The organism is Flavimaricola marinus (assembly GCF_900184895.1).
GTDB classification, from domain to species: Bacteria; Pseudomonadota; Alphaproteobacteria; order Rhodobacterales; family Rhodobacteraceae; genus Flavimaricola; species Flavimaricola marinus.
This window is the reverse complement of record NZ_FXZK01000008.1, coordinates 116,305-137,190: the sequence shown is the minus strand read 5'-3', so window position 1 is coordinate 137,190 and position 20,886 is coordinate 116,305. Positions and strand designations below refer to the sequence as shown.

Below are 20,886 nucleotides of genomic sequence, written 5' to 3'. Positions count from 1 at the left end.
CGCGGAGACTCCGGCGTGGGGTTGGCTCACCCTAGATCAGGGTTCGGCATTGTCCAAGAGAGCGCGGTGACGCGGCCAGGATCGGCGCTGAAATCGGTGCAGGAGATCGGGGCCGGGATCGCGATCCGCATCGGGGCCGTCACCGAGCCGGAGCCGGCCAAAATCCCCGCCCCGCCGTTGCGCCGTGAACCGCATTGCTCTAGGCTCTTTCAAAAGGATTTAGTGGAAGGCCCGCGCCCCCCGTGACCATTGCGCTTCTCTTTGTCCTGACCGCCTTTATCATCGTCGTCGGTTGGTATGCCCTGCCGTTTCTGGTGCGCCGCCGCTCTGAATCCCTTTTGCGCGACAAGGTGCGCGGATCGCTTGTGCTGAGCTATGACGACGGTCCGGGCACCGATCTGACCGCAGAGCTGCTGGACCTGCTCGACGCCGAGAACCTTCGGGCGACGTTCTTCATGATCGGCGATGCCGCCGCCGCCCGCCCGGACCGGGTGGCCGAGGTTCTGGCCCGCGGCCACGAGGTCGGTTCGCACACCCAGAGCCATTCCAATGCGTGGAAAGTGCCCCCGCTTCGGGCGATCCGCGACATGCGCGCGGGCCGCGTCACCGTGGATGCCCTTGGCGGCGACGGCACCCTGTTTCGCCCGCCTTACGGCAAGCTGACCCTTGGCACCCTTGCCGCCGCCGCCGGCTGGCGGCTGGCGTGGTGGAGCATCGACCCGCGCGACAGCTGGGCCCCCCGCCCCATCGACGAGGTGCTCGCCGAGGTCGAGGCCGCGCAGGGCGGCGTGATTCTGCTGCACGATTTTGACAAACCCCGCCGCGATCAGCTTTCCCCTTCGGATCATCACGACTATGTCTTGGAAATGACCCGCCGCCTCATCTTGCTGGCGAAACAAAAGGGCTGGGCGGTTCGGACGATGGGAGATTTGATGCGGGACGGTGCCGATGTCTAAGCGGGTCCTTGCCGTCGCCTCCGGGGGCGGACACTGGATTCAGCTGTTGCGGCTCAAGCCTGCTTGGGACGGCTGTCAGGTGAGCTATGTCACCACCACGAACGGCTTCCGCGCCGATCTTGTGGCCGAGGCGCAGGCCAAGGATCTGCCGATCCCCGGCTACTGGGTGGTCTCGGAGGCGAACCGCAAGCAGAAGCTGCGCCTTCTCCGCCAGCTTTTGAAGCTGACCTGGATCGTGCTCAGGGTCCGCCCTCATGCGATTGTCACGACCGGCGCCTCGGTCGGCTATTTCGCCATTCGTCTGGGCAAGCTGGTCGGGGCCAAATGCATCTGGATCGACAGCATCGCGAATGCCGAGGTGTTGTCGATGTCGGGCCAGATGGTCGGCCCGCATGCCGATCTGTGGCTGACCCAGTGGCCCGATATCGCCACGGAGGACGGCCCGGCCTTCGAGGGGTCTGTGCTGTGATCTTTCTGACCATCGGAACCCACGAGCCATTCGACCGGCTGGTCCGGGCCGTGGATGCCTGGGCCGGTGAGACCGGGGCCGAGGTCTTTGCCCAGATCACCGACCGGGCCGAATTCGTCCCGCAGCACATGACTTACGTGAACCATGTCGACCCGGCCGAATACGACGCCCGCTGTGCCGCGGCGCCGTTCCTGATTGCCCATGCCGGGATGGGGTCGATCCTTGCGGCGCTGAAGCTGGCCAAGCCGATCGTGGTGCTGCCCCGCCGTGGCCATCTGAACGAGACCCGCAACGATCACCAGTTCGCGACGGCGCAGAAATTCGGCACCCGTCCGGGCATTCTGGTGGCCGAGACCGAGGCCGATCTGCCGCAGCGCCTGTCTCAGGCTCAGGCCCTTGTCGCGGCGGGCACGGGTGCGGCCGGTCCGATCTCGCCCACCGCCGAGCCCCGTCTGATCGCCGCCATCCGCGCGGTCATCCTGTCTTGAACGCCTGCCAGGCCGGGCAGTGCAGGCCCGGTCTCGCGCGGGCATTTCCACATGTGCGCCTTGTGCCTGCCGCAATAGTCCCGCATAGAATCCGCATTTATCCAGGACCAGAGATTGTGACGAAATGACTGCATTGACCGATCTTGAGCGCAGACTTGAAACCAAAACCGCTCGGGTCGGTGTGGTTGGATTGGGCTATGTCGGTCTGCCCCTGATCCTGCGCCTCTCGGAGGCGGGCTTTCCGGTCACCGGCTTCGACGTGAACGCCAGGCATCTGGCCCGGCTTGTCGATGGTCGGAGCCCGTTCAACCATATCGCCGATGCCGAGGTCGCCGCCCTGACCGGCCGCGACACTCTGCTGACCGGTGATTTCGCCCATGCCGCCGATCTCGACGTGGTGATCCTCTGCGTCCCGACGCCGCTCGACAAATACAAGCAGCCCAACCTCGACTATGTGATCAACAGCCTCAAGTCGGCCGCCCCCTACCTGCATTCGGGGATGATGGTGAGCCTTGAATCCACCACATGGCCCGGCACCACCGAAGAGATCATGCAGCCGATCATCGAAGCGCAGGGGCTGACCGTCGGCACCGATGTCGCGCTTGTGTTCTCGCCCGAGCGGGAAGACCCGGGCAATGCCCATTTCACCCTGCGCCAGATCCCCAAGGTGGTCGGCGGTGTGACCCCGGCCTGCCTGTCGGCTGGCGTTCTGCTCTATTCTGCGATCGTGGATCAGGTGGTGCCGGTCAGCTCGACCAAGGCCGCCGAGCTGACCAAGCTGCTGGAGAACATCCAGCGCTCGGTCAATATCGGCCTGATCAACGAGATGAAGATCATCGCCAATGCGATGGGGATCGACATCTTCGAGGTCGTCGATGCCGCCTCGACCAAGCCCTTCGGCTTTACCCGCTATACCCCCGGCCCCGGCCTCGGTGGCCACTGCATCCCGATCGATCCGTTCTATCTGACGTGGAAGGCCCGCGAATATGGCCTGAACACCCGGTTCATCGAACTGTCGGGCGAGATCAACGGCCGGATGCCGCACTACGTCGTCGACGAGCTCGTCGCCCGCCTGTCCGAGGTGTCCGGCCTTGCGATCCGGGGGGCGAGGATCCTTGTGGCCGGTCTGGCCTACAAGAAGAACATCAACGACCTGCGCGAAAGCCCGGCGCTGGAGATCATGACCCTGCTGCGCGGCATGGGGGCGGATGTCTGTTACCACGATCCGCTGATTCCCACCGTCCCCCGAACCCGCGAATACGGCGATCTGGAAGGCATGGCCTCGGTCGATATCAACAGCCGGCAATGGGACGGCGCGATCGTGGTGACCGATCACGACAGCCTCGACAGCGCCGCCCTTCTGGCCCGCTCGGACGTGCTGATCGACACCCGCAACATCTATGGCGGCTCCCGGCATCCGGAAGCAGGCAAGAAGATTTTTGTGGCCTGAGAGATGGGGCTGGGCCTCGGCCGCTGACTGACCCGCAGGGTTGCTCTCCGCGTTCTGTCGTGTCTGGCCGAGTGCGCACCGCCACTACACCCATCGCGGCGCTGATATACATCACAGTCACTACAGGGCTGATCGCCCTGCGCGATTGTGGCTATGGCTGACGGCTGTGTCGCAACCGCTCTGAGAGCGCTTCTGCACCTGATTGCCTTGAGCACCAAGACGGCGCTCAAGGTATCGCTCGTTCAAAAGTCCGCCTGCGCCAAGGGCCGCGTTTGCCGTGGCATTCCGCAACCGAATGGTCTGCGCTACCGAAAGGATCAGGCGGCGAACGCGTCGTTATCTCCGTCATGGCTGTCGTCATAGGCCATCTTGTCCGTCGCTGACGGAATGTCGTCGTCCGGGACGTCCTCGACCTTGGATTTGTTGCCATGCAGCTGCTTGTTCAGGAAGGCCAGGATCTTTTTCAACAAGGCGTTCGAGCCGGCTTCGTCGGGCGCGGGGTTGTACGGTTCCTCCTCGACGGGGGGTTCTTCAACCGGTGGTTCCTCGACGGGCGGCTCCTCGACGGGCGGTTCTTCGGCCGGTGGTTCTTCAACCGGTGGCTCCTCGACGGGCGGTTCTTCGGCCGGGGGCTCCTCGACCGGTGGCTGCTCGACGGGCGGCTCCTCAACCGGTGGCTCCTCGGCCGGTGGTTCCTCGACGGGCTCCTTTTCAACCGGTGATTCTTCGACAGGTGGTGCAGGCAGCGGAGCCTGGCTGTCGAAATCATCGGCGTTTGCGGTGATCTCGAGCGCAGTCACAGAGCCGTCGTAGTTGGCACCGCCCCAAGGGTTGCCGAATGTGAGATCGTTGGTGCTGGAATTGCCCATGCCCCCGGGCACGACGCCGGTTCCGACAATGACACCGTCAACGCTGATCAGAAGGTCTTCGCCGGAGAGGCTGATGCTGATGTCATGCGCCTTGATGTCATCGAGCCCAGCTCCGGTAGTCGTAAAGCCATATTGAGCGCCAGCGGGGTCGTGAATGATCACGAGCAGTTCGCCGTCGTCCTCGACGGTGACATAGAAGCTCATGTGCAGGCGAATGATCTCGCCAGCATTGTCGGCGCTGTCGGCTTGGATCGTCATGTTGATCTGAATGTCGTCGGCGCCTTCAATCTCGGCGAAATGGCTGCGTTTGATCGCGTAGCCTGCCACCCCTGTCTCGGGCACTTCGATCCCGGTTGCGTCAACGGTGTCGATCTTGGTGGCTTGCCCATAGTCATAGGACAGGATCTGACCGTCTTCGAAGGATAGAAGGGTTGCCCCCTGAATCCCGACGTCAAAGCTTTGACTGTCGCTGGTGCCATCGGGGAGGGTCACTGTCAGGACGACCGAATAGACCCCGCCGTCAGGGAAGGCATGACTGATGGTCTCGCCTGTGCCGGTGGTTCCATCGCCGAAGTCCCATGTATAGGTGGTTCCCTCGGGCAGGGTGTCGAGGGTGGTCAGGGTTTGGCCCGCATCGAAGTGGCGCACAGCGGCGTTGTCGGGACTTGCCGCGATCTGAAAATGCGCTTCTACGACGCCGTCTATCTCCGGCGCAAGTGTCGAAAGGGCTCCGGCCCCGGCGGCCTCGATCACGCCGCCGGGGATGGCCACGAAGGTATGCACGCCATTCTCAGGGGTCAGGGTCGATGTGATGAACATCTCACTGTAGTAATTGGCGCCGTTCGGATCCTGATCCTGAACGATCACGTTGTCGGTGACTTTCCAATCGGGCTGATCGAAGTATCCGGTGACTCCGCCAGTGACGTTCTGACTGATGGTGACGTCGGTCGAGTTCTCGTTGATGTTGATCGTGGGGATTTCCACCGTTTCATCGATCCCGTCATCGGCGCCGCCATCCGCATGGACAACGGTGTTGTTCGAAACCACAATTCCGTCAGTTTCGCCGACTGTGATGCCCGCCAGATGTCCGTTCACGATCACGTTGTTGGTGATGGTGATGTTCTGATAATACATTTCCTCGCCGGCGAGCCCCATGTCGACCTCTTCATTGCGCATGAAGATCGACTGAGTGTACGTGCCATCACCAATGTCGAGGACGTTGTTCTCGATCACGATGTCGGTGCTGGGGCTGTCGGTGCCGTTGGTCCAGAACTGGATCATGTCGCAGTGATCGTCGCTTGCCGGGTTGCCTGCGAAATCATGGATATAGTTGTCAGCGATGGTCACGCTCGTGACCTCGACGAAGTCCATGCCATCTCGCCGCACCGAATGCAGGTCGTTGCCGATCACGTCGATAGTGTTGGTCTCAGAGACGATCAGGCCCGTTGTGAATCCGAAGATCTCGTTGCTTTCGAGCGCGATATCGTCGCACCCGCGCACCGAAAGCCCGTAACCCCAGCCAAAACCGTCATCAATCTCGGACACGCCCTGGGCGACGTCACCGTCGAATGTGCAATTCACCACCGATATATTGCTGGAGTAGTTGATCTCGAACGGGCGCACCCAATTGTCATCGCCTTCCGCGAAGGTGTAGTCGAAGTAGAGCCCGTCGAGCGTAATGTTCCCCGAGTCCTGGATGGTCAGCTCATCGAATATCGCCGGGTTTTCGGGATCGGCCGATGCTATCGTGACAGTGGTGGGGAATGTCACGTCGAAACTGGAATATGAGCTCAGCTCCAGTGAACCGTAATCTCCGCCTTCCAGCAGGATTGTCTCGCCTCCTGTGCAGGCTGCCAGCGCTTCATATAGCTCTTCAGAAGATGAGACGGTGATGACGTCTGACATGGTGAACTCCCAGGCATGTCGGGTAAGGCAAGGTCGAAAACTGCCACTTAAATGTGGCCGAAACATGCACCGGATTTGTCACTGAGGTGGCTCTTGAACGCAGGTTGTTCCTAAGGGCAAGGTGGTGTTGAGACGTTGATTGCAAAGCGGCGGTTTCTTGCTGTTCTATTGGAACACATCGGCGCCTCTGGGCCGACGGGCGCTCGGTATTTGCGGATCTTTGGATGTAGCGCCGCAAAGCAGTGCGGCGGCGAATGCCAAGACAACAGGAGGTGAAGGCTGGAGACTCTGCGCCACAAGACCTATCCTGTACCCTGTGGACCGCGCGGCCATTTCGTTCCTGATCTCTCCGAAGTCACTCTGGCGCTGATTGATGTCGAAGGGGCAGAACTGATTGTGATCGATGCTTTGGAACTCGATCACCGTCGGGTCGACTGGATCCTTATTGAGAACATGCGCGTGATCGGTGGTGATCCCAGAGGGCGTGAGACGCTCTTTGCGATGGGCTATCGGCTGCGCGCCCGGATCGCGTCTAGGGATGATCTGTTCGAATTCGTGGGTACAAGGTAGGCACAAGAGAGTGGCCCGCCTCGACCTGTCTGGCGGGCAACTGACATCACCCCGACGGGCTGCCTGAAGTCGGTTCCGCGGTGCCGCTCAGTTGGTGTTTGGCGCGGTTTCGCTGCTCTCCGTCGCGTTTGCCGCTGTCGCGATCAATCCTGTCCCGCCGCCGGTCGGCACCCCCGCTTCGTGGCCTGCGCCGAGCCGGACGTTGAGCGCGATGAAGCTTTGGGACTGGCGCAGCCGAAGAGCGGCCAGGTTCCGCTCGGCGGCGGCCAGATCCGCTTCGGCGGCGATCACGTCGGAGAGCGTGGCTTCTTCGTTCTCGAAGATGTTCCGGGTCAGGCTCAGGGCCTCGCGGTAGAGCCGCTGAGCTTCGCGGGCGGAGCCGATAGCGGTGCTTGTGGCGTTATAGTCGATCAACGCGTTCTCGACTTCGAGAATGGCGCTGAGCACGGTGGATTTCCACGCCAGATGCGCGTCGCGGGCCTGCGCGTGCCGCGCCTCGACCGCCGCCTGCCCGGCCTGCATCGGCAGAGCGGGAAACTGGATGGCCGGGCCAAAGTAGTATTCGGTATCGACCCCGCCGCCGAGCAGGTTCAGCGTGATGACCCCCGACAGGGACAGCCGGGGATAGAGATTGGCCCGGGTGGGTCCGATCTCGGCCACGGCCACATAATAGCGCCGTTCGGCAATGCGGATGTCTGGTCGGTTGCGCAACAGGTCGGCGGGGATCCCGACATCAGGCGGCAGACCGGGGACCGGCTGGGCGGCGGTGGCGGCAAGTTGGCTTGCCAGCGGATCCGGCAGGGTGCCCGGCTGCCGTCCGGCGAGCACCGCCAGTTCGTTCAGCCCGGCGTTGACGGCGGCCTCCTCTCCGGGCATCCGGCTGCGCAATTCGGCGACCCGGGCCTCGGAACGGGTCACATCCAGCCGCGTCGCCTCTTCGGCGGCCGCTTCGCGCCGCAGTTGGGCGAGTGTCGCGCGGCGGTTTGACAATTCTCGGCGGCTGAGCGCCAGAGCGTGCTGATCGTGGCGCAACTGGACATAGGCATTCGCGACATTGAGCAAGAGCAGCAGGCGGGCCGCGTCGACTTCGGTCTCGGCGATGTCGATCCGCCCGGTTGCCGCCCGGATCCCGTCGCGTCGCGCGCCGTAGGGATCGAGTATCCAGTCAAACCCCAGCTCGGTGCTTGCGCTGCTCGTATAGCCCTCGCCCACGCTGCCTTCGAGACGCCCGTCTGCCCGAGGTGTCACGAGGCTGCCGCCGGGGATGCTGTCGCGTTCGGCCCGCGCCTGGATCACCCGTTCCTGCGCCCCCGCCAGATCGAGGTTGTCCGTCAGCGAGAGCATGATCAGCTGATGCAGGACCGGATCTTCGAGCCGGGTCCACCATCTGGCATTGTCCAACAGCACGGGCGCCGCTCCGGGGGCGCCGCGAAAGCTGTCGAGGAAGGGGAAGGTCGGTGATGAGTAGGGCTCGGACGTGTCGCATCCCGCCAAGACGAGGCTCGACGCGATGAGCATGTTGCAAGCCCACAGACGGCGCTTGTGTTGTCCGGTCACTCTGCCCTGACCTTTCCTCAATCGTCCGCCCTGCCCCTGTGCACGGGGTCCGGCGCACTTTGCCCTGCGATCCGATTTCGGCCCGCCGGTTCTTGTTTTGCGGTCACAATGGGCGACGCGCTGGCTGCCGCCAAGGACAACGGCGGTTCGCGCCGAAAATTGCAGGAAAATGTGCCAAAGCTGCCGCAGGCGGGGCCGAGCGCCGCAGATCGCCACAGAACGCTGTAGAACGCCCCTGCCGGTTCGGAGATCTGGCCGCGGTGCGTCTTTACGCGGCCTGCGTCAGGCCCGGAGCTACTCGCGGAACGTATGCCGCAGATGCGAAAGGACGGGGTTGAGCAGATAGGCCAGCACGGTCCGCCCGCCGGTCTGCAGGTAGGCCTCGATCGGCATGCCGGGCACGAGGGTCCGGGGATCGATCCCGCTGGCCTCCAGATGCTCGGGCGTGACGTTCAGCGTGACCCGGTAGTGGCTTGCCCCGGTGCGTTCGTCGGTGATCGCATTGGGCGACACCAGCCCCACCTTGGCGATCAGCCGAGGCGTCTGCTGTGGATCGAACGAGCTGAGCACGATCTGTGCGTCCTGTCCGGGATAGACCTGATCGATGGCCCGCGGGTCCAGCTGCAATTCGAAGGCGATCTCATCCTGGGTGGGCACCACTTCGGCGACTTGTCCGCCCGGGGGCAGGACCTCGCCCGGCCATGTGACCTGCAGGGTGTGCACGACCCCGGCGGCGGGCGCCAGAATGTTGACCCGGTCGAGCTGGGCCTGCCGCGTGACGATCTCGAGGATCAATTCCTCGCTGCGCTGGGTCACTTCGCGCAGTTGCGTCGCCACATCCTCGAGGAAGCTGCGTTCGCTTTGCAGCGTTTCGAGCTCCTGTTCGCGTTGGCTGTTCGACAGGCGGGCCAGTTCGGATTGCTGTGCGGCCAGTTCGCCTGCGACGCCGGCAAGGCTCCGCTCGAGTTCGGACAGCCGGCTTTGCCGTGCCAGCCCCTGCTGGATCAGGCTCTCGAGGTTTGCCACGTCGCGTTGCAGCAGGCTCAGTTGCCGTTCGCTCGCGTCGATCTGGGCGGTCACCCCGGTGATCTGATTGCCGATCTGCAGTTGCGCTTCGGCCAGTTGTTCCCGGCCTCCGGCAAGCAGAGCCGCCCGGGTTTCGAAGATCCGGCGCTCGCTGTCTTCGAAGGCGCTGGTATCGGGCAGGGGAAAGGGCAAGGCCGGATAGCTGAAGACGATCTCGCTCAGCCCCTGCTGTTCGGCCTGAAGCCGGGCGCGCAGGGTCAGGCTGGCGGCCAGTTGGCTGCGCGCGATATCGAGGTTGATCGCATGGATCGTGGGATCGAGCCGGGCAATGAGTTGCCCCCGTTCGACCCAATCCCCTTCGGCCACGAACACCGCTTCGACGGTGCCGCCGTCCTGGCTTTGCACGATCTTGGTCCGGCCGGAGACGGCGATCTGCCCCGATCCGATCACCGCTCCGTTGATCACGGTGAACCCGGCCCAGACCCCGAAGATTCCGACAAGTGCCAGAACCGCCAGGGCCGCAATCCAGCCCGGCCGCCGCAGATCGAGGAGCGGCCCGCCCGCCGTTGAGACCGATGCGCTGCTCATGCCTGCCGCTTTGCCCGCGCGGGCCCTGCTTTGCGCACCACCATCGGCACCGCCCGCGCTCTGGGCTTGGCGGCGGCCTCTGGTTCGGAATGCGGGTCTGTGACGGGCTGTGTCGCCGTCCGTGACGTTGTCTGCGGAGCTGCGTGTGGCGCTGTCTGCGGAGCCGTCTGTGGGGGGAGTTTCACGATGGTTCGGCTCTTGGCCCGGGCCTCATTCGGGGCGCCGGCCGGGGCGACGGCCACGACCGAGCGCCGCGGGGGCGCGGCTCTGAACGTCGATGCCGGCGCCGCGGACGGCACGGGTGCCGCATTGGCGGCGGGTGCGGCCCTTGGCGCGGCGAGGATCTCGTCCTTGTCGCCGAATGCCTTTATCCTGCCCGCGTCGAGGACCAGCAGTTTGTTCACCGCCCCGAGGGCGCTGGGGCGGTGCGTCATCACGATGACCGTCGAGCCGGACCGCCGCAGCGCCGTGATCGTCCGGGCCAGAGCGTCGTCCCCGGAGATATCCAGATTGGCATTTGGTTCATCAAGCACGACGAGCGCAGGCAATCCAAAGACGGCCCGTGCCAGCCCGAGCCGCTGGATCTGCCCGCCGGACAGGGGCGACGGTGCGCCCGCGTCGCAGATCCGGGTCGCATAGCCTTTCGGCAGGGTCATGATCATGTCGTGGATGCCCGTCAGCATGGCCGCGTCGATGACCGCTTCGTCGGTGGCTTCGGGATCGAACCGGGCGATGTTGTCGCGGATCGTGCCGGGCAACAGCTCGAGCGATTGCGGCAGATAGCCGATCGCCCGCCCCAGTTGCCGGGAGGGCCATTGTTCGAGGGTCGCCCCATCGAGCCGGACCTCGCCGCCGTCGGCATGGGTCGCCCCGACCAGGAGCCGTGCCAATGTGGTTTTCCCCGAGGCCGAGGCGCCGATGACACCAAGCCCGTCGCCGGCCTGGAGCGAAAAGCTCGCGTCGGAGACGATCCGGCGCGGGTCCACCCCCGACGCATCGGCCCCCAGTTTGGTGAGCTTGCGGACGCTGACGTGGCCTTTGGGCGCGGGCAGTTCGATCGCGTCTTCGCCTTGAGGCAGGGCCGCGAAGGCCGCGGCCAGATGCCGGTGTGCCGTCAGGCTGCGGGCGATGGTGCGCCAATGGCCGATCAACTGATCGACCGGTGCAAGCGCCCGCCCGGCGAGGATCGACGAGGCGATGATCATTCCTGGCGAGATCTGTTCGAGAAGCACCAGATAGGCCCCGAGCGTCAGGATCGACGATTGCAGCAGCATTCTGAAGCTGCGGCTCGAGGCGGCCAGAACCTCGGACGGTTCATTGCCGGACTGACCGCTGGCCAGTGCCTTCTTGTGCAGCTTGAGCCAGTGTCCGGTGACGGCCGTCTGCATCCGCATGGCCCGGACCGCATCCGCGCTGCGGCTGCTTTCGACCGAGAACCCGCGTTCCTGCGCATCAAGGGTCAGACTGCGCGACAGGCTTGGCGCCGTGACGGCCCGGTTGATCAGAGCGATCACGCACACCACCGCCGCCCCGCCGATCGTCAGAAACCCGAGCCAGGGATGGATCAGGAACAGCACTGTCATGAACAGGGGCATGAAGGGCAGATCGGCGATCGTGGTGGCCCCCGCGCTCGACAGAAAGCCGCGCAGGACGTTCAGATTGGCCAGAGCCGTGGCCTGCACCTTGTCTGCTCCGGGAAGCAGCGCAATCCGAAACGCCGCCCCTGCCAGATCGTTGTCGAGCCGCAGGGCCGCCCGCGACAGGAACCGCGCCCGCAGCGCGTCGAACAGGGCAAAGAAGCTGTAGAGCACGACGACGATCACAAAGAGCCCGACGAGGGTCTGGACAGACCGGCTCGACAGCACCCGGTCGTAGACCTGAAGCATGTAGATCGACCCTGTCAGCGCCAGCAGATTGACCGCCGCACTCAGCAGCACCACCACGATGAGCGACGGGCGCAACCGTTTGAGCGCCGTCCGGTATGGATCCCCGACCGCACCTATCACGTCCGATTTGTGCCCCTGCATTGCCTGCATGTATTGCCCCTTGCCCCGCGAAACGGCCGGGAAGGCGCTATTTCACTGAGGGTCTGCGTATGGTTTAGTGCAAAAAATGTCAAAAAATAAGGCGAAAACCAGCCCGTCGGCACATTATTATGATCAATTTTCACGGCTTCTCGTGTCGTTTCGGATACAAGGATCGATGATTGACCAGGGCCATGGTTCGGCCCAAGGTTGGGGCCTTGAACGAGGTGTAGGCCATGTACAACCCATCCAGACGGGCGACGCTGCGCGCGTTGATGTCCACGGCTTTGCTGCCGGGCGTCGTTATGTCCGGGGCGAGCGAAGTGAATGCGCAGACCACAGTGGTGACCCCTGCCACATTGGCCGGAGCCATTGCCGGGGCCACGGCGGGCGGCACGCTGCTGCTGGAGGGCGGTGACTACGGCAGGGTCGTCATCGAGGGCGACTGGTCGGCCGGAGCGCCGCTGGTTCTGCGTTCGGCTGATCCCGGCAATCCGGCCCGGATCGCTGAGTTGATGGTATATTCGACCCGCAATGTCAGGTTTGAACAGTTGGTCTTCAAGTATCGCTTTGCGGCAGGCGATCCCTATTATTTCAGGCCCTTTCAGATACGGGACAGTCAGGACATCACCCTGCGCTCCAGCCTGATTGACGGGGACTTGGCGGGACCGGGCGCAGATGTGGCCGAGGGCTATGCGACCGGTTTTGGCCTGAGCATCCGGACCTGCCGTCAGATCCGCGTTCTGGGCAACGAAGTCCGCCGCTTTGGCCGTGGCATGATCTGCGACGATGTGCGCGGCCTCGTCGTGCAGGCCAACGACTTCCACAGTCTTCGCTCGGACGGGATGAATTTTGTCGCCGTGCAGGACGTGGCGCTCGAAGGCAATCACATTCACGATTTTACCCGCAATATCGACAGTTCCGATCACGCGGACATGATCCAGTTCTGGACCAATCAGGCAGTGGGCCCCACCCGAAACGTGCGCATTCGCGGAAACCTGCTGAATGCAGGCCGGGGCGGATGGACCCAGTCGATCTTCATGCGCAACGAAATGGTCGATACCGGAGCAGCCGGGGCCGAGATGTACTACCGCAATATCGAGGTCAGCAATAATGTGATCCTCAACGCCCATCTCCACGGTGTCATGGTGGGTGAGACCCGTGGTCTGGTCATTTCCAACAACACTATGGTGCGCAATGCGCTGGCCTTGGGCCAGATCGATCCACCGCCACCCTCTCCACTGTGGGAGCCGCAAATACGGGTCAATCCAGCGGCCGAAGACGTCGTGATCGCACGGAACGTTACGGCCGGAATCATGGGGCACGAGGATCAGTCCGACTGGCGGGTGCGCGACAACGTGATCGTGCAGGACAGAGGCCGGGCCTTTCCGGGCTTTTATAACACTGTGTTCGGGCAGGCGTCGCTGGTCGATCCCACGCAGCCCGCTTCTTTTGCCGCGCGTCCTGGGGGGCCGCTTGATGGGACCGGGATCGGAGCGACGTGGCTTGATGCGTCGGTGACTGGCCCGCCGTCGCGGTTCTGACACCGCCGGTGTCGCGATGTCACGCGCGCGCTTTGGAAAGATCGGGTCTCATTCTCGCCACCAAGCTGTGGTATAGACCAAGATCGTTGCACGAGCCGCAAGAGAGCGCCCATTGACCCAAGCCCTGACCCACCGTCGTCCCGACGCGCGGGACCCCCGCGCCGCGGGCGCGTTCTCGGAGGCTGTGGCAACGGTCGCTCGGCTGCCGGTTCCGGTGCTGATCTATGTGATGTGCGTTGTCTTTCCGGTCAGTATCCCGGTCGGGCCTCTGAACATGACCTCGGTGCGGCTGCTGCTGATCGTGATGATCATTCCGCTGACCATCCGACTGCTGATGGGCAAATACGGCCGGGTGCTCGCAACGGATATTCTATTTTTCTGTCATGTCCTGTGGGCGACTGTGGCGCTGGCCGTCAACAACCCGGATCGGGTGGTCGAACAGGCGGGTTCGATCGGCATTGAGTTCATCGGCGGGTATGTTCTGGCGCGCGCCTATATCCGGTCGCCCGAAGATTTTCTGGGCCTGTGCCGGCTGTTGGTGGGGATTGTGCTGTTCCTGATGCCGTTTGCGATTGTCGAAGCGGTGACGGAGCGCCATCCCCTGCTGGAGATACTGGGATCACTGCCGGGACTCGGCACAGTCCCCGAGATCGCACAAGATAAACGGCTTGGGTTTAACCGGGTTCAGGGGGCGTTTGCCCATGCCATCCACTTTGGTCTGTTTGCCGCGATCGCGATGTCGCTGTGTGTCGTGGGGTTGAAAGGCACAATGAACACCACAAGGCGGCTGGTCAGTAGCGCACTGATTTTTATCACCGGTTTTCTGGCGCTGTCGAGTGCTGCGATCATCGCATTGGCGCTTCAGTTGGGCCTTCTTCTTTGGTCGATCATTTTTAGGAGGTTCTGGTGGCGCTGGTGGCTCTTGGCCGGGCTTTTCGTTCTGGCCTATGTCGCAGTCGATCTGCTGTCGAACAGGAAACCGATCTACGTCTTCTTTAGCTATATGACGTTTTCGGCAGGGACAGGCTATTATAGGGTTCTGACCTTTGAATGGGGGATGGTGAATGTCTTTGCAAACCCGGTCTTCGGCATTGGCCTGAACGATTGGGTGCGCGCGGAGTGGATGGTTACCTCCAGTGTGGACAATTTCTGGCTCCTGATGGCAATGAGCTACGGCATCCCCGGCTTTCTCTTTGTGGCGTTGGGATATATCATCGTGCTCTGGCGGGTCATGTGGCGCAACCTTGAGGGGGACGCACAACTGATGCAGTTACGCCGGGCCTGGGTTTTCACCTTTATGGGCCTCAGTTTCATGCTCTTTACCGTGCATGTCTGGGGAAATATGTATTCCTTTGTCTTCTTCATGTTCGGGGCCGGTGTATGGTTTCTGGAGGCCACGCCGCGACACGAGCGCAAGGATGACAACGAAGCGGAGCCAGAGCCTATCCGGTCGCAAAGCGTGGTCAGAGCCGGTCAGCAGGCTCCGCCAGCTGGTCACAAATCTCGCTTTACCCGATTTTAGTTACCGATTTAACCAAGCCCACTTTTCAAGGAGACGCTTTATGCAAAGCCTTCACGGTGCTGACATTACGGCCCACCAACTCAGCGAGGACCAGAGGTCGTGAAAGACGAGTCAAAGAGCGCAAGCGACGTCAAGACAGGGTATCATGATCTGGTTCGTCACGATGCGATCGCGATCATGCCCGACAAGGTCGGCCGTGTCCTGGACGTGGGTGGGGGCATCGGGGCCACCTCGGTCTACCTCAAGGAGCAGGGCCGGGCCGACCGGGTGTTTGTACTCGATATCATCGAAGACGGTTTCCTGCCCGGGGTGGATGCGCATGCTTCGGTCAATCTCGACAGCGACAATGCCTTGGCCGAGATCGGCGAGAAATTTGACACGATCCTGTGCCTTGATGTGCTGGAGCACCTTGTGGATCCATGGAGCGCGGTGCGCCAATTGACGCCCTTGCTGCGTCCGGGCGGTGTGATCGTAGCAAGCTTGCCAAACATCCGGCATTGGCAAGTAGTCTATCCTTTGGTGGTGAAGGGAACCTTCGATCTCACCGACAAGGGGCTTCTTGATCGCACCCATATGCGCTGGTTTACCCGCAAATCGGCGATTGAGTTGATGACGTGCAGCGGGCTGAAAGTGCAGCAGCTCGAAGGACGCTTGTCGGCCAAGCGCTGGCGACTGGCCAATGCCCTGACGCTGGGTCGGATGCGCGGGCTGTTCGAACTCCAGTATCTGATCCGGGTGGGGTAGCGCCCAGTTCAGGATGATATTGCTGTGGTTTTCAAGCCTTGCGGTTTCAGCTTTGCGACGGGGAACTGGAAACTGCACCTGACGATAGCGTCCCATCGTTGGGGCTGCTCGAGGATCGAGGCGTATTTGTACCTAGTTCGGATAGCGGCCGACTGCTATTTTCAAGGCAAAGAAGAAAGACCATGTCATGACTGAACCATCTTCGCCTGCCATCAGGGCTTTGCTGATCGCACCGCACATTTCACGTCAGTCGACGGGCGAAGGTTTCGTTGCGTTCAAATGGGCGGAGGCTCTTTCGAGCAAACTGGCCCTGACCGTGTTGGCCCTGCAAAGCCCCACGCACGATCCATTGCAGGACCAGCTACCCGAGGCAAAGGTGGTGACATGGCCCGATCCGAAGATCCTTGTCGGTAAACGGTTCCGCGCGATGGTGAAGCCGGATTGGTTCTTCTTTGCGGCAAAAGTCAAAGGGTATCTGGCCAAGAACCCCGAGGCCTTTGACATTGGCCACCAGATCATGCCGCTCGCTCCGCGCTATGCCAGCCCCTTCCGACACTTCAAGATGCCTTATGTGATCGGCCCCCTTGGCGGATCGCTTCCCACACCGGCAGGGTTCAAATCCGAGATGGGCAAACCTGTGTGGTATACCCGCTTGCGGGCGCTGGATGATCTGCGGCTACGCTTTGACCCGGGATTGCGCCAGAGCTATTCCGGTGCCGCGCTCGTGGCAGGGGTGGCACCCTATGTGGAGGAGAAGCTTCGTTCGATCCCGCTGCAGCGCTATGAAAACATCCTCGAACTCGGCATAGACACGCTCCCCGAATTGTCGCCCAAGCCCGCCACAGGGGCGGGGCTGAAGCTGCTGCACGTGGGTCGTGGCGTCCGGACCAAGGGATTGCGCGAGGTGATCCGCGCCATGGCACAGCTCAAGGACCTGAGCGATATTTCTCTGACCAGCGCGGGAGAGGGCGAGGAGATCGCCTTTTGCAAACAAGAGGCGGCCCGTCTGGGCGTCGCCGACCGTGTCCGGTTTCTAGGCCTCATTCCGCGTGCCGAGGTGGACGAACTCTATAAAGAAGCCGACATTTTCGTATTCCCCAGTTTCCGGGAACCCACGGGTGGCGTGCTCTATGAAGCGATGGGTTGGGGACTTCCGATCATCGCAGCGGCGACGGGGGGGCCGAATTGGATCGTGGATGACACGACCGGTCTCAAAGTCCCGGTGGAGACGCCCGAGCAGTTGGCCCGCGATGTCGCAGAGGCAATCCGGACACTCGCAACAGACCCGGAATTGCGCCGATCAATGGGCGACGCCGGACGCGCCAAGCTCGCCAAGGAAGGGTTCTGGGACCAGAAGGCCGCGGCTCTCGTGGGGCATTATCGCTCCGTACTGGGTCGTAGCGATGGCAGTCCCGAAGATGAAAAGTAAAACAGCACAGGGTTTGGAGAGGTGGAGTGGCGCTTGTGGTTTCACCACGGCATGGTCAGATTATGCTGAAATCGAGGTCCTCCGTGCATGACGCGGTGCGGTAAGGAAACAGCGCTTGATACAGAACGATCAGCCCTCTCCGAAGGAGCCCCGACCGCCGCTCGTCGTCAGACGGGCAACGGCCGAAGATCTTCCGGCATTGCTGGACTTTGTCGGGCAGACCTATGGCCTCGGTGCGCCCTTCAAGGATGCTGCCCGTCATGCGTGGCAATTCGAAGACAACCCGTTTCGTCCTGCCAGCGAAACGGCCCCGACGATTTGGCTGGCATTTGACGGGCGGCGCGTCGTCGGAGAAATCGCCGTTCAGGACGGGATGCTCTGGCATGAAGCAGGGCCGGTGCCAGCCGGTTGGATCGTCGATGTGATGGTGCATCCGGACTACAGAGGCCAAGGGCTGAGCCACCGCATCCATGAGGCGATCATGGTCGAACGCCCGGTGCTGGTGACCTTGACTATGGCGCCCGCGACGCGGCGGGTTGCCGAACGGGCCGGATGTTTGACGCTGGGGCCGACCCGGCAGTTCATTCTGCCCTACCGGCTGTCAACGCGGACGGTCATGAGGTTTCTGGCCTATAAAGCGGGCGCGGGGTCGGCCTCACGCAGAGCGGCCATCCGTCTGTTCAATGCGAGCCGGATTGCCCCGATGATACTGGCCGGTGCCAGCCGCCTGTTTGGCGCATGGCGTCGATGGCGCGCCCCAAAGCTGCTGCCGGCGCGCCTGAGCATCGCTGAAGTCGATCATTTTCCGAACAGCCTCGATGCGCTCTGGGCGGCTAACCGGGGTCTGTTTCCGGCTGTCTTCGAACGCTCCGTGCGTTTTCTCAACTGGCGTTTCACGCAAGCTCCCGGGCTGGACTACCGCTGTTTCCTGCTGCGCCGGGACGGGAGCCTCGTGGGATACGTTGTGACGCGCGTGGGGGTGAAGGACGAGCTGCCATTGGGCGTGATCGTGGATGTGTTCGCGGACCCGCGGGACCACGAGGCGCTGGACGCGCTGGTTGCCCATGCCTGCCGGGTCTTGCGTCCCAGTGTGGAATATATCGAAGCCGCCGCCTCGACGCCCGCGTGGCGCGAGGCCCTGTCGCGGGCTGGTTTCATCGCCACCAAGACCATGTATCCCACGGTTGTCTGCACCGATGCCGAGCTTCGGGACCGATTGGCGCAGAACCCTGATGGCTGGCACTTTACCAAGGCGGACCATGACTGGGACCAAGTTCATCCGGTTTGAGGCTCAGCGCCGCTCCGGTGCCTCCCAGACGAAGCATTCCCAGACCGTATCCTCAAAGCGGATATCCTCCAGCCTGCGCCACCCGTCGCCAGCAAAGCTGGCCCGCATCTTGTCTGACCGGGGCTTGTAGTTCGAGACATATAGCCTGTCCGTCCGGCTTTGCAGCTTGCCCAGGATATCGTCGATATCCATAGCGTAATACAGCACCTCGCAGGCTGTGATCAGATCGAACCGCTGGTCTGGGATGATCGTCAGCGCATCCTCGAGGGCGGCCACTTCAAAGCTGGCCTGCGGGCAGCGATTGCCGGCACGTGCCACGGCGGCCGGGCTGATGTCGACGCCGTGAAGCCGGTCGCTGATACCGATCAGGGATAGGCTCTGATGCCCCTCACCGCATCCGAATTCGAGCACGCTGCCGAAACGCGGTGCCATCGACTGCAGCTGGGCCAAGGTCTGCGCAAACCGGTGCTGTTCGCGCGGGGAGGCCATATCCCACGGGTCTTCGAGCGAATAGAGCAGCCGCAATTTGCCGTAGGAGCCGCCAAACTCTGATCCCCGGAGCATCAGGCGTTTCCAGAGTTTGGCCAAGACGTTTACGGGGTTCATGCTGTTTTCTCCGGTCGGGCGGCCTCAGATGACATTCGATTTGAGCCAACTCTTGACGGTGCGCTTGATCTTGGCCCTTGCGGGCGCGCTGTCCGCGACGATGGCGTCGATCCGGCTGACATCCATATCCGAGCGGACCGAGGTGCGGTGCCGCAGCGGTTGGTTCTGCGCGGCATGCCCGCCATCGCTGGTGTATATCTCTTTGAAGCCGGATGCCTTGAGGTGTTTTATGACGCGCGCATTGTAGGCACCGAAGGGGATCGCAACCGTCTCGACCGGGCGGCCTGTGATCCGGCTCAGAGTGTCGCGAGCCGTGATCGTTTCGGTCTGCAGCTGGGGAGCGTCTGCCTTGCGCCAATCGACGTGATCCTGCCCGTGGAGACCGATCTCCATGCCTTTGGCCAGCAGGTCCCGGACCTGACCTGCGGACAGATAGGCCGGATCGTCCAGACGCCCTGTCAGCACAAAGAAATGCCCCACCAAATTGCGATCTTGCAGAGCGGGACAGGCGATTTCCAGGTCCGACAGATTGCCGTCGTCAAAGGTGATCTTGATCTGTGTGCCACGGCTGGACAACAGCTTGATGCGGTCCAGCATGGCCAGAAATTGATCGCGGCTGACCCAATAGCGGGCCTCGTCTTCTGCCACATTGGCATGGGGCGTGCCAATGCCATGGAAATTGAGGATGCACAGGGGGCTGCTCATGATGGCCTCTTGCCTGTTCCAAAGGCCCGGAACCGATCACCCGGCGCGATCCTGTCGCGGACTGCGGCGGGTGGCGGCAAACCGTTCAGCCCTCGGGCGGCGGCAGCCGCTTCGTCCATCGCCCCAAGCAACATCAATTTGGCGACCCGCAGCATCGACAAAAACCATGTCGTTGGCAGGGCCAGCGGCCGGAACCGGCGCACGAACCGCATCCTGTTGCGGTAGTTGAAGTAATTCGCGAACGGCGAGGGCCTTCTGTTCATCGCGCCCGTGCCGATGGTGGTACCACCGTGATGCAGCACTTCCGCCTCTGGGCACAAGATCAACGGCAGATCTCCGCGCCGCGCCGCCCAGTCGACCTCTTCATAATACAGAAAGTAATCTTCCACCATCAGGCCTGCTTGCTCGACAAAGCGCCGCGAGGCGACAAGGCTTGCACCGGAGATGAAGTCCAGCGTTTCGGCGTCCGGGAGAACGGCGCTCTCAGGCAAGAGACCACTGTTGAGATTCTTGCAGATACCCGACCAGGGGAACACGACGCCGCCGTCAGATTGGATATGTCCGGGCGCCTCATGGTATCTGATCCGCCCACCCATAAGGGCAAAGGGCCCGGCCTCGCGCGCCTTGCGAGCAAAGGCGCTGGCAGTGTCGGGCAACGCTTCGCTGTCGGGGTTGAGAACCCAGAACAGATCAAGGTCGGGCACCGCCAAAAGGCGTTTCAGCCCGGCGTTCACCGCCCCGGCGAAGCCCAGATTGCCACCGGTGCTCAGGATCGAGAACCCGGTAGACACAGGCGGTCCGTCGGGCGAAAGCTCTGCAAGGGCCACGTTGTTGGCATCTGCCCAGTTGCGGATAACCTCGAGTGTCCCATCGTCGGAGGCATTGTCGCAGACAACGACATGCAGGTCGGGCTGGGTGCTTGTGCGCAGGCTTTCAAGGCAGGCGGCGATCACATCCGCCGACTGAAAGGTTACGATAATCACACCGATCATAGGGAAAGCCTCTGGATGCGCGTGGTTTGAGCCGACTGCCTCCACGTGGTGCGCCGATTGCGGGTAACATCCCCTCGTCTGGCTGACGGATCAAGTGTTTCCGGCATTTGACGGGGTCTGGAAATCCCCTCGGAGGTTGAAGGCTTGCTGTGAC

General features: G+C 62.6%; 17 protein-coding genes. 10 read left to right on the top strand and 7 right to left on the bottom strand.

Annotation, left to right across the window (positions count from 1 at the left end; genetic code table 11):
- Window positions 1–242 precede the first annotated feature (242 nt).
- The 4 genes from LOM8899_RS17250 to LOM8899_RS17235 all read left to right on the top strand — a co-directional run bounded on the left by LOM8899_RS17250 (window position 243) and on the right by LOM8899_RS17235 (window position 3,363).
- Window positions 243–956, top strand: coding sequence for a polysaccharide deacetylase family protein (locus LOM8899_RS17250; RefSeq protein WP_093993498.1), 714 nt, complete (start codon window positions 243–245; stop codon window positions 954–956).
- On the top strand, window positions 949–1,425 hold the full coding sequence (locus tag LOM8899_RS17245) for a glycosyltransferase family protein (protein ID WP_093993497.1): 477 nt from the start codon (window positions 949–951) through the stop codon (window positions 1,423–1,425). The genes LOM8899_RS17250 and LOM8899_RS17245 overlap by 8 nt, the downstream gene beginning before the upstream one ends.
- On the top strand, window positions 1,422–1,913 hold the full coding sequence (locus LOM8899_RS17240; RefSeq protein WP_093993496.1) for a glycosyltransferase: 492 nt from the start codon (window positions 1,422–1,424) through the stop codon (window positions 1,911–1,913). The genes LOM8899_RS17245 and LOM8899_RS17240 overlap by 4 nt, the downstream gene beginning before the upstream one ends.
- 124 nt (window positions 1,914–2,037) lie before the next feature.
- Window positions 2,038–3,363: a nucleotide sugar dehydrogenase gene (locus LOM8899_RS17235; protein ID WP_093993495.1), complete on the top strand. Its 1,326-nt coding sequence runs from the start codon at window positions 2,038–2,040 to the stop codon at window positions 3,361–3,363.
- Window positions 3,364–3,680: 317 nt separating this feature from the next.
- Here the strand turns inward: LOM8899_RS17235 and LOM8899_RS17230 are convergent, their stop codons facing one another.
- Window positions 3,681–6,137, bottom strand: a complete 2,457-nt coding sequence (locus LOM8899_RS17230; RefSeq protein WP_168770588.1) for a PKD domain-containing protein — start codon at window positions 6,135–6,137, stop codon at window positions 3,681–3,683.
- 396 nt (window positions 6,138–6,533) lie between these two features.
- On the opposite strand from LOM8899_RS17230, the gene LOM8899_RS23465 reads away from it, so the two are divergent.
- On the top strand, window positions 6,534–6,707 hold the full coding sequence (locus LOM8899_RS23465) for a hypothetical protein (RefSeq protein WP_168770587.1): 174 nt from the start codon (window positions 6,534–6,536) through the stop codon (window positions 6,705–6,707).
- A gap of 87 nt (window positions 6,708–6,794) precedes the next feature.
- Here the strand turns inward: LOM8899_RS23465 and LOM8899_RS17225 are convergent, their stop codons facing one another.
- The 3 genes from LOM8899_RS17225 to LOM8899_RS17215 form a co-directional block, all read right to left on the bottom strand.
- Window positions 6,795–8,264 (bottom strand): efflux transporter outer membrane subunit, encoded by a 1,470-nt coding sequence (locus tag LOM8899_RS17225; RefSeq protein WP_133065061.1) that lies wholly within the window; start codon window positions 8,262–8,264, stop codon window positions 6,795–6,797.
- Between the two features lie 294 nt (window positions 8,265–8,558).
- A complete protein-coding gene (locus LOM8899_RS17220; RefSeq protein WP_093993492.1) occupies window positions 8,559–9,878 on the bottom strand; it encodes an HlyD family type I secretion periplasmic adaptor subunit in 1,320 nt (439 codons plus the stop codon).
- Window positions 9,875–11,914: a type I secretion system permease/ATPase gene (locus LOM8899_RS17215; protein ID WP_245820586.1), complete on the bottom strand. Its 2,040-nt coding sequence runs from the start codon at window positions 11,912–11,914 to the stop codon at window positions 9,875–9,877. Before LOM8899_RS17215 ends, LOM8899_RS17220 begins: the two co-directional genes overlap by 4 nt.
- 224 nt (window positions 11,915–12,138) lie before the next feature.
- Here LOM8899_RS17215 and LOM8899_RS17210 point away from each other — a divergent pair, with 224 nt between their 5' ends.
- From LOM8899_RS17210 to LOM8899_RS17190, 5 genes are all read left to right on the top strand, one after another.
- Complete coding sequence (locus LOM8899_RS17210) at window positions 12,139–13,446, top strand: right-handed parallel beta-helix repeat-containing protein (protein WP_093993491.1); 1,308 nt, start codon at window positions 12,139–12,141, stop codon at window positions 13,444–13,446.
- 112 nt (window positions 13,447–13,558) lie between these two features.
- On the top strand, window positions 13,559–14,968 hold the full coding sequence (locus LOM8899_RS17205; RefSeq protein WP_093993490.1) for an O-antigen ligase family protein: 1,410 nt from the start codon (window positions 13,559–13,561) through the stop codon (window positions 14,966–14,968).
- Between the two features lie 99 nt (window positions 14,969–15,067).
- A complete protein-coding gene (locus LOM8899_RS17200) occupies window positions 15,068–15,712 on the top strand; it encodes a class I SAM-dependent methyltransferase (RefSeq protein ID WP_093993489.1) in 645 nt (214 codons plus the stop codon).
- Between the two features lie 187 nt (window positions 15,713–15,899).
- Entirely contained in the window at window positions 15,900–17,141 is a 1,242-nt protein-coding gene (locus tag LOM8899_RS17195; protein WP_093993488.1) for a glycosyltransferase family 4 protein, read from the top strand.
- A gap of 115 nt (window positions 17,142–17,256) precedes the next feature.
- Window positions 17,257–18,429, top strand: a complete 1,173-nt coding sequence (locus tag LOM8899_RS17190; protein ID WP_093993487.1) for a GNAT family N-acetyltransferase — start codon at window positions 17,257–17,259, stop codon at window positions 18,427–18,429.
- A 3-nt stretch (window positions 18,430–18,432) separates the two neighbouring features.
- Here the strand turns inward: LOM8899_RS17190 and LOM8899_RS17185 are convergent, their stop codons facing one another.
- The 3 genes from LOM8899_RS17185 to LOM8899_RS17175 are packed head-to-tail and all read right to left on the bottom strand — an operon-like array spanning window position 18,433 to window position 20,732.
- On the bottom strand, window positions 18,433–19,035 hold the full coding sequence (locus LOM8899_RS17185; protein ID WP_093993486.1) for a class I SAM-dependent DNA methyltransferase: 603 nt from the start codon (window positions 19,033–19,035) through the stop codon (window positions 18,433–18,435).
- Window positions 19,036–19,059: 24 nt separating this feature from the next.
- A complete protein-coding gene (locus LOM8899_RS17180) occupies window positions 19,060–19,740 on the bottom strand; it encodes a polysaccharide deacetylase family protein (protein WP_093993485.1) in 681 nt (226 codons plus the stop codon).
- On the bottom strand, window positions 19,737–20,732 hold the full coding sequence (locus LOM8899_RS17175; protein ID WP_093993484.1) for a glycosyltransferase family 2 protein: 996 nt from the start codon (window positions 20,730–20,732) through the stop codon (window positions 19,737–19,739). Before LOM8899_RS17175 ends, LOM8899_RS17180 begins: the two co-directional genes overlap by 4 nt.
- Between the last annotated feature and the right edge of the window lie 154 nt (window positions 20,733–20,886).

Coding starts and splice junctions, on each gene's coding strand:
- LOM8899_RS17245 (WP_093993497.1), top strand. CDS start 949: ATGTCTAAGCGGGTCCTTGCCGTCGCCTCCGGGGGCGGACACTGGATT.
- LOM8899_RS17235 (WP_093993495.1), top strand. CDS start 2,038: ATGACTGCATTGACCGATCTTGAGCGCAGACTTGAAACCAAAACCGCT.
- LOM8899_RS17230 (WP_168770588.1), bottom strand. CDS start 6,137: ATGTCAGACGTCATCACCGTCTCATCTTCTGAAGAGCTATATGAAGCG.
- LOM8899_RS17220 (WP_093993492.1), bottom strand. CDS start 9,878: ATGAGCAGCGCATCGGTCTCAACGGCGGGCGGGCCGCTCCTCGATCTG.
- LOM8899_RS17215 (WP_245820586.1), bottom strand. CDS start 11,914: ATGCAGGCAATGCAGGGGCACAAATCGGACGTGATAGGTGCGGTCGGG.
- LOM8899_RS17210 (WP_093993491.1), top strand. CDS start 12,139: ATGTACAACCCATCCAGACGGGCGACGCTGCGCGCGTTGATGTCCACG.
- LOM8899_RS17195 (WP_093993488.1), top strand. CDS start 15,900: ATGACTGAACCATCTTCGCCTGCCATCAGGGCTTTGCTGATCGCACCG.
- LOM8899_RS17185 (WP_093993486.1), bottom strand. CDS start 19,035: ATGAACCCCGTAAACGTCTTGGCCAAACTCTGGAAACGCCTGATGCTC.
- LOM8899_RS17180 (WP_093993485.1), bottom strand. CDS start 19,740: ATGAGCAGCCCCCTGTGCATCCTCAATTTCCATGGCATTGGCACGCCC.
- LOM8899_RS17175 (WP_093993484.1), bottom strand. CDS start 20,732: ATGATCGGTGTGATTATCGTAACCTTTCAGTCGGCGGATGTGATCGCC.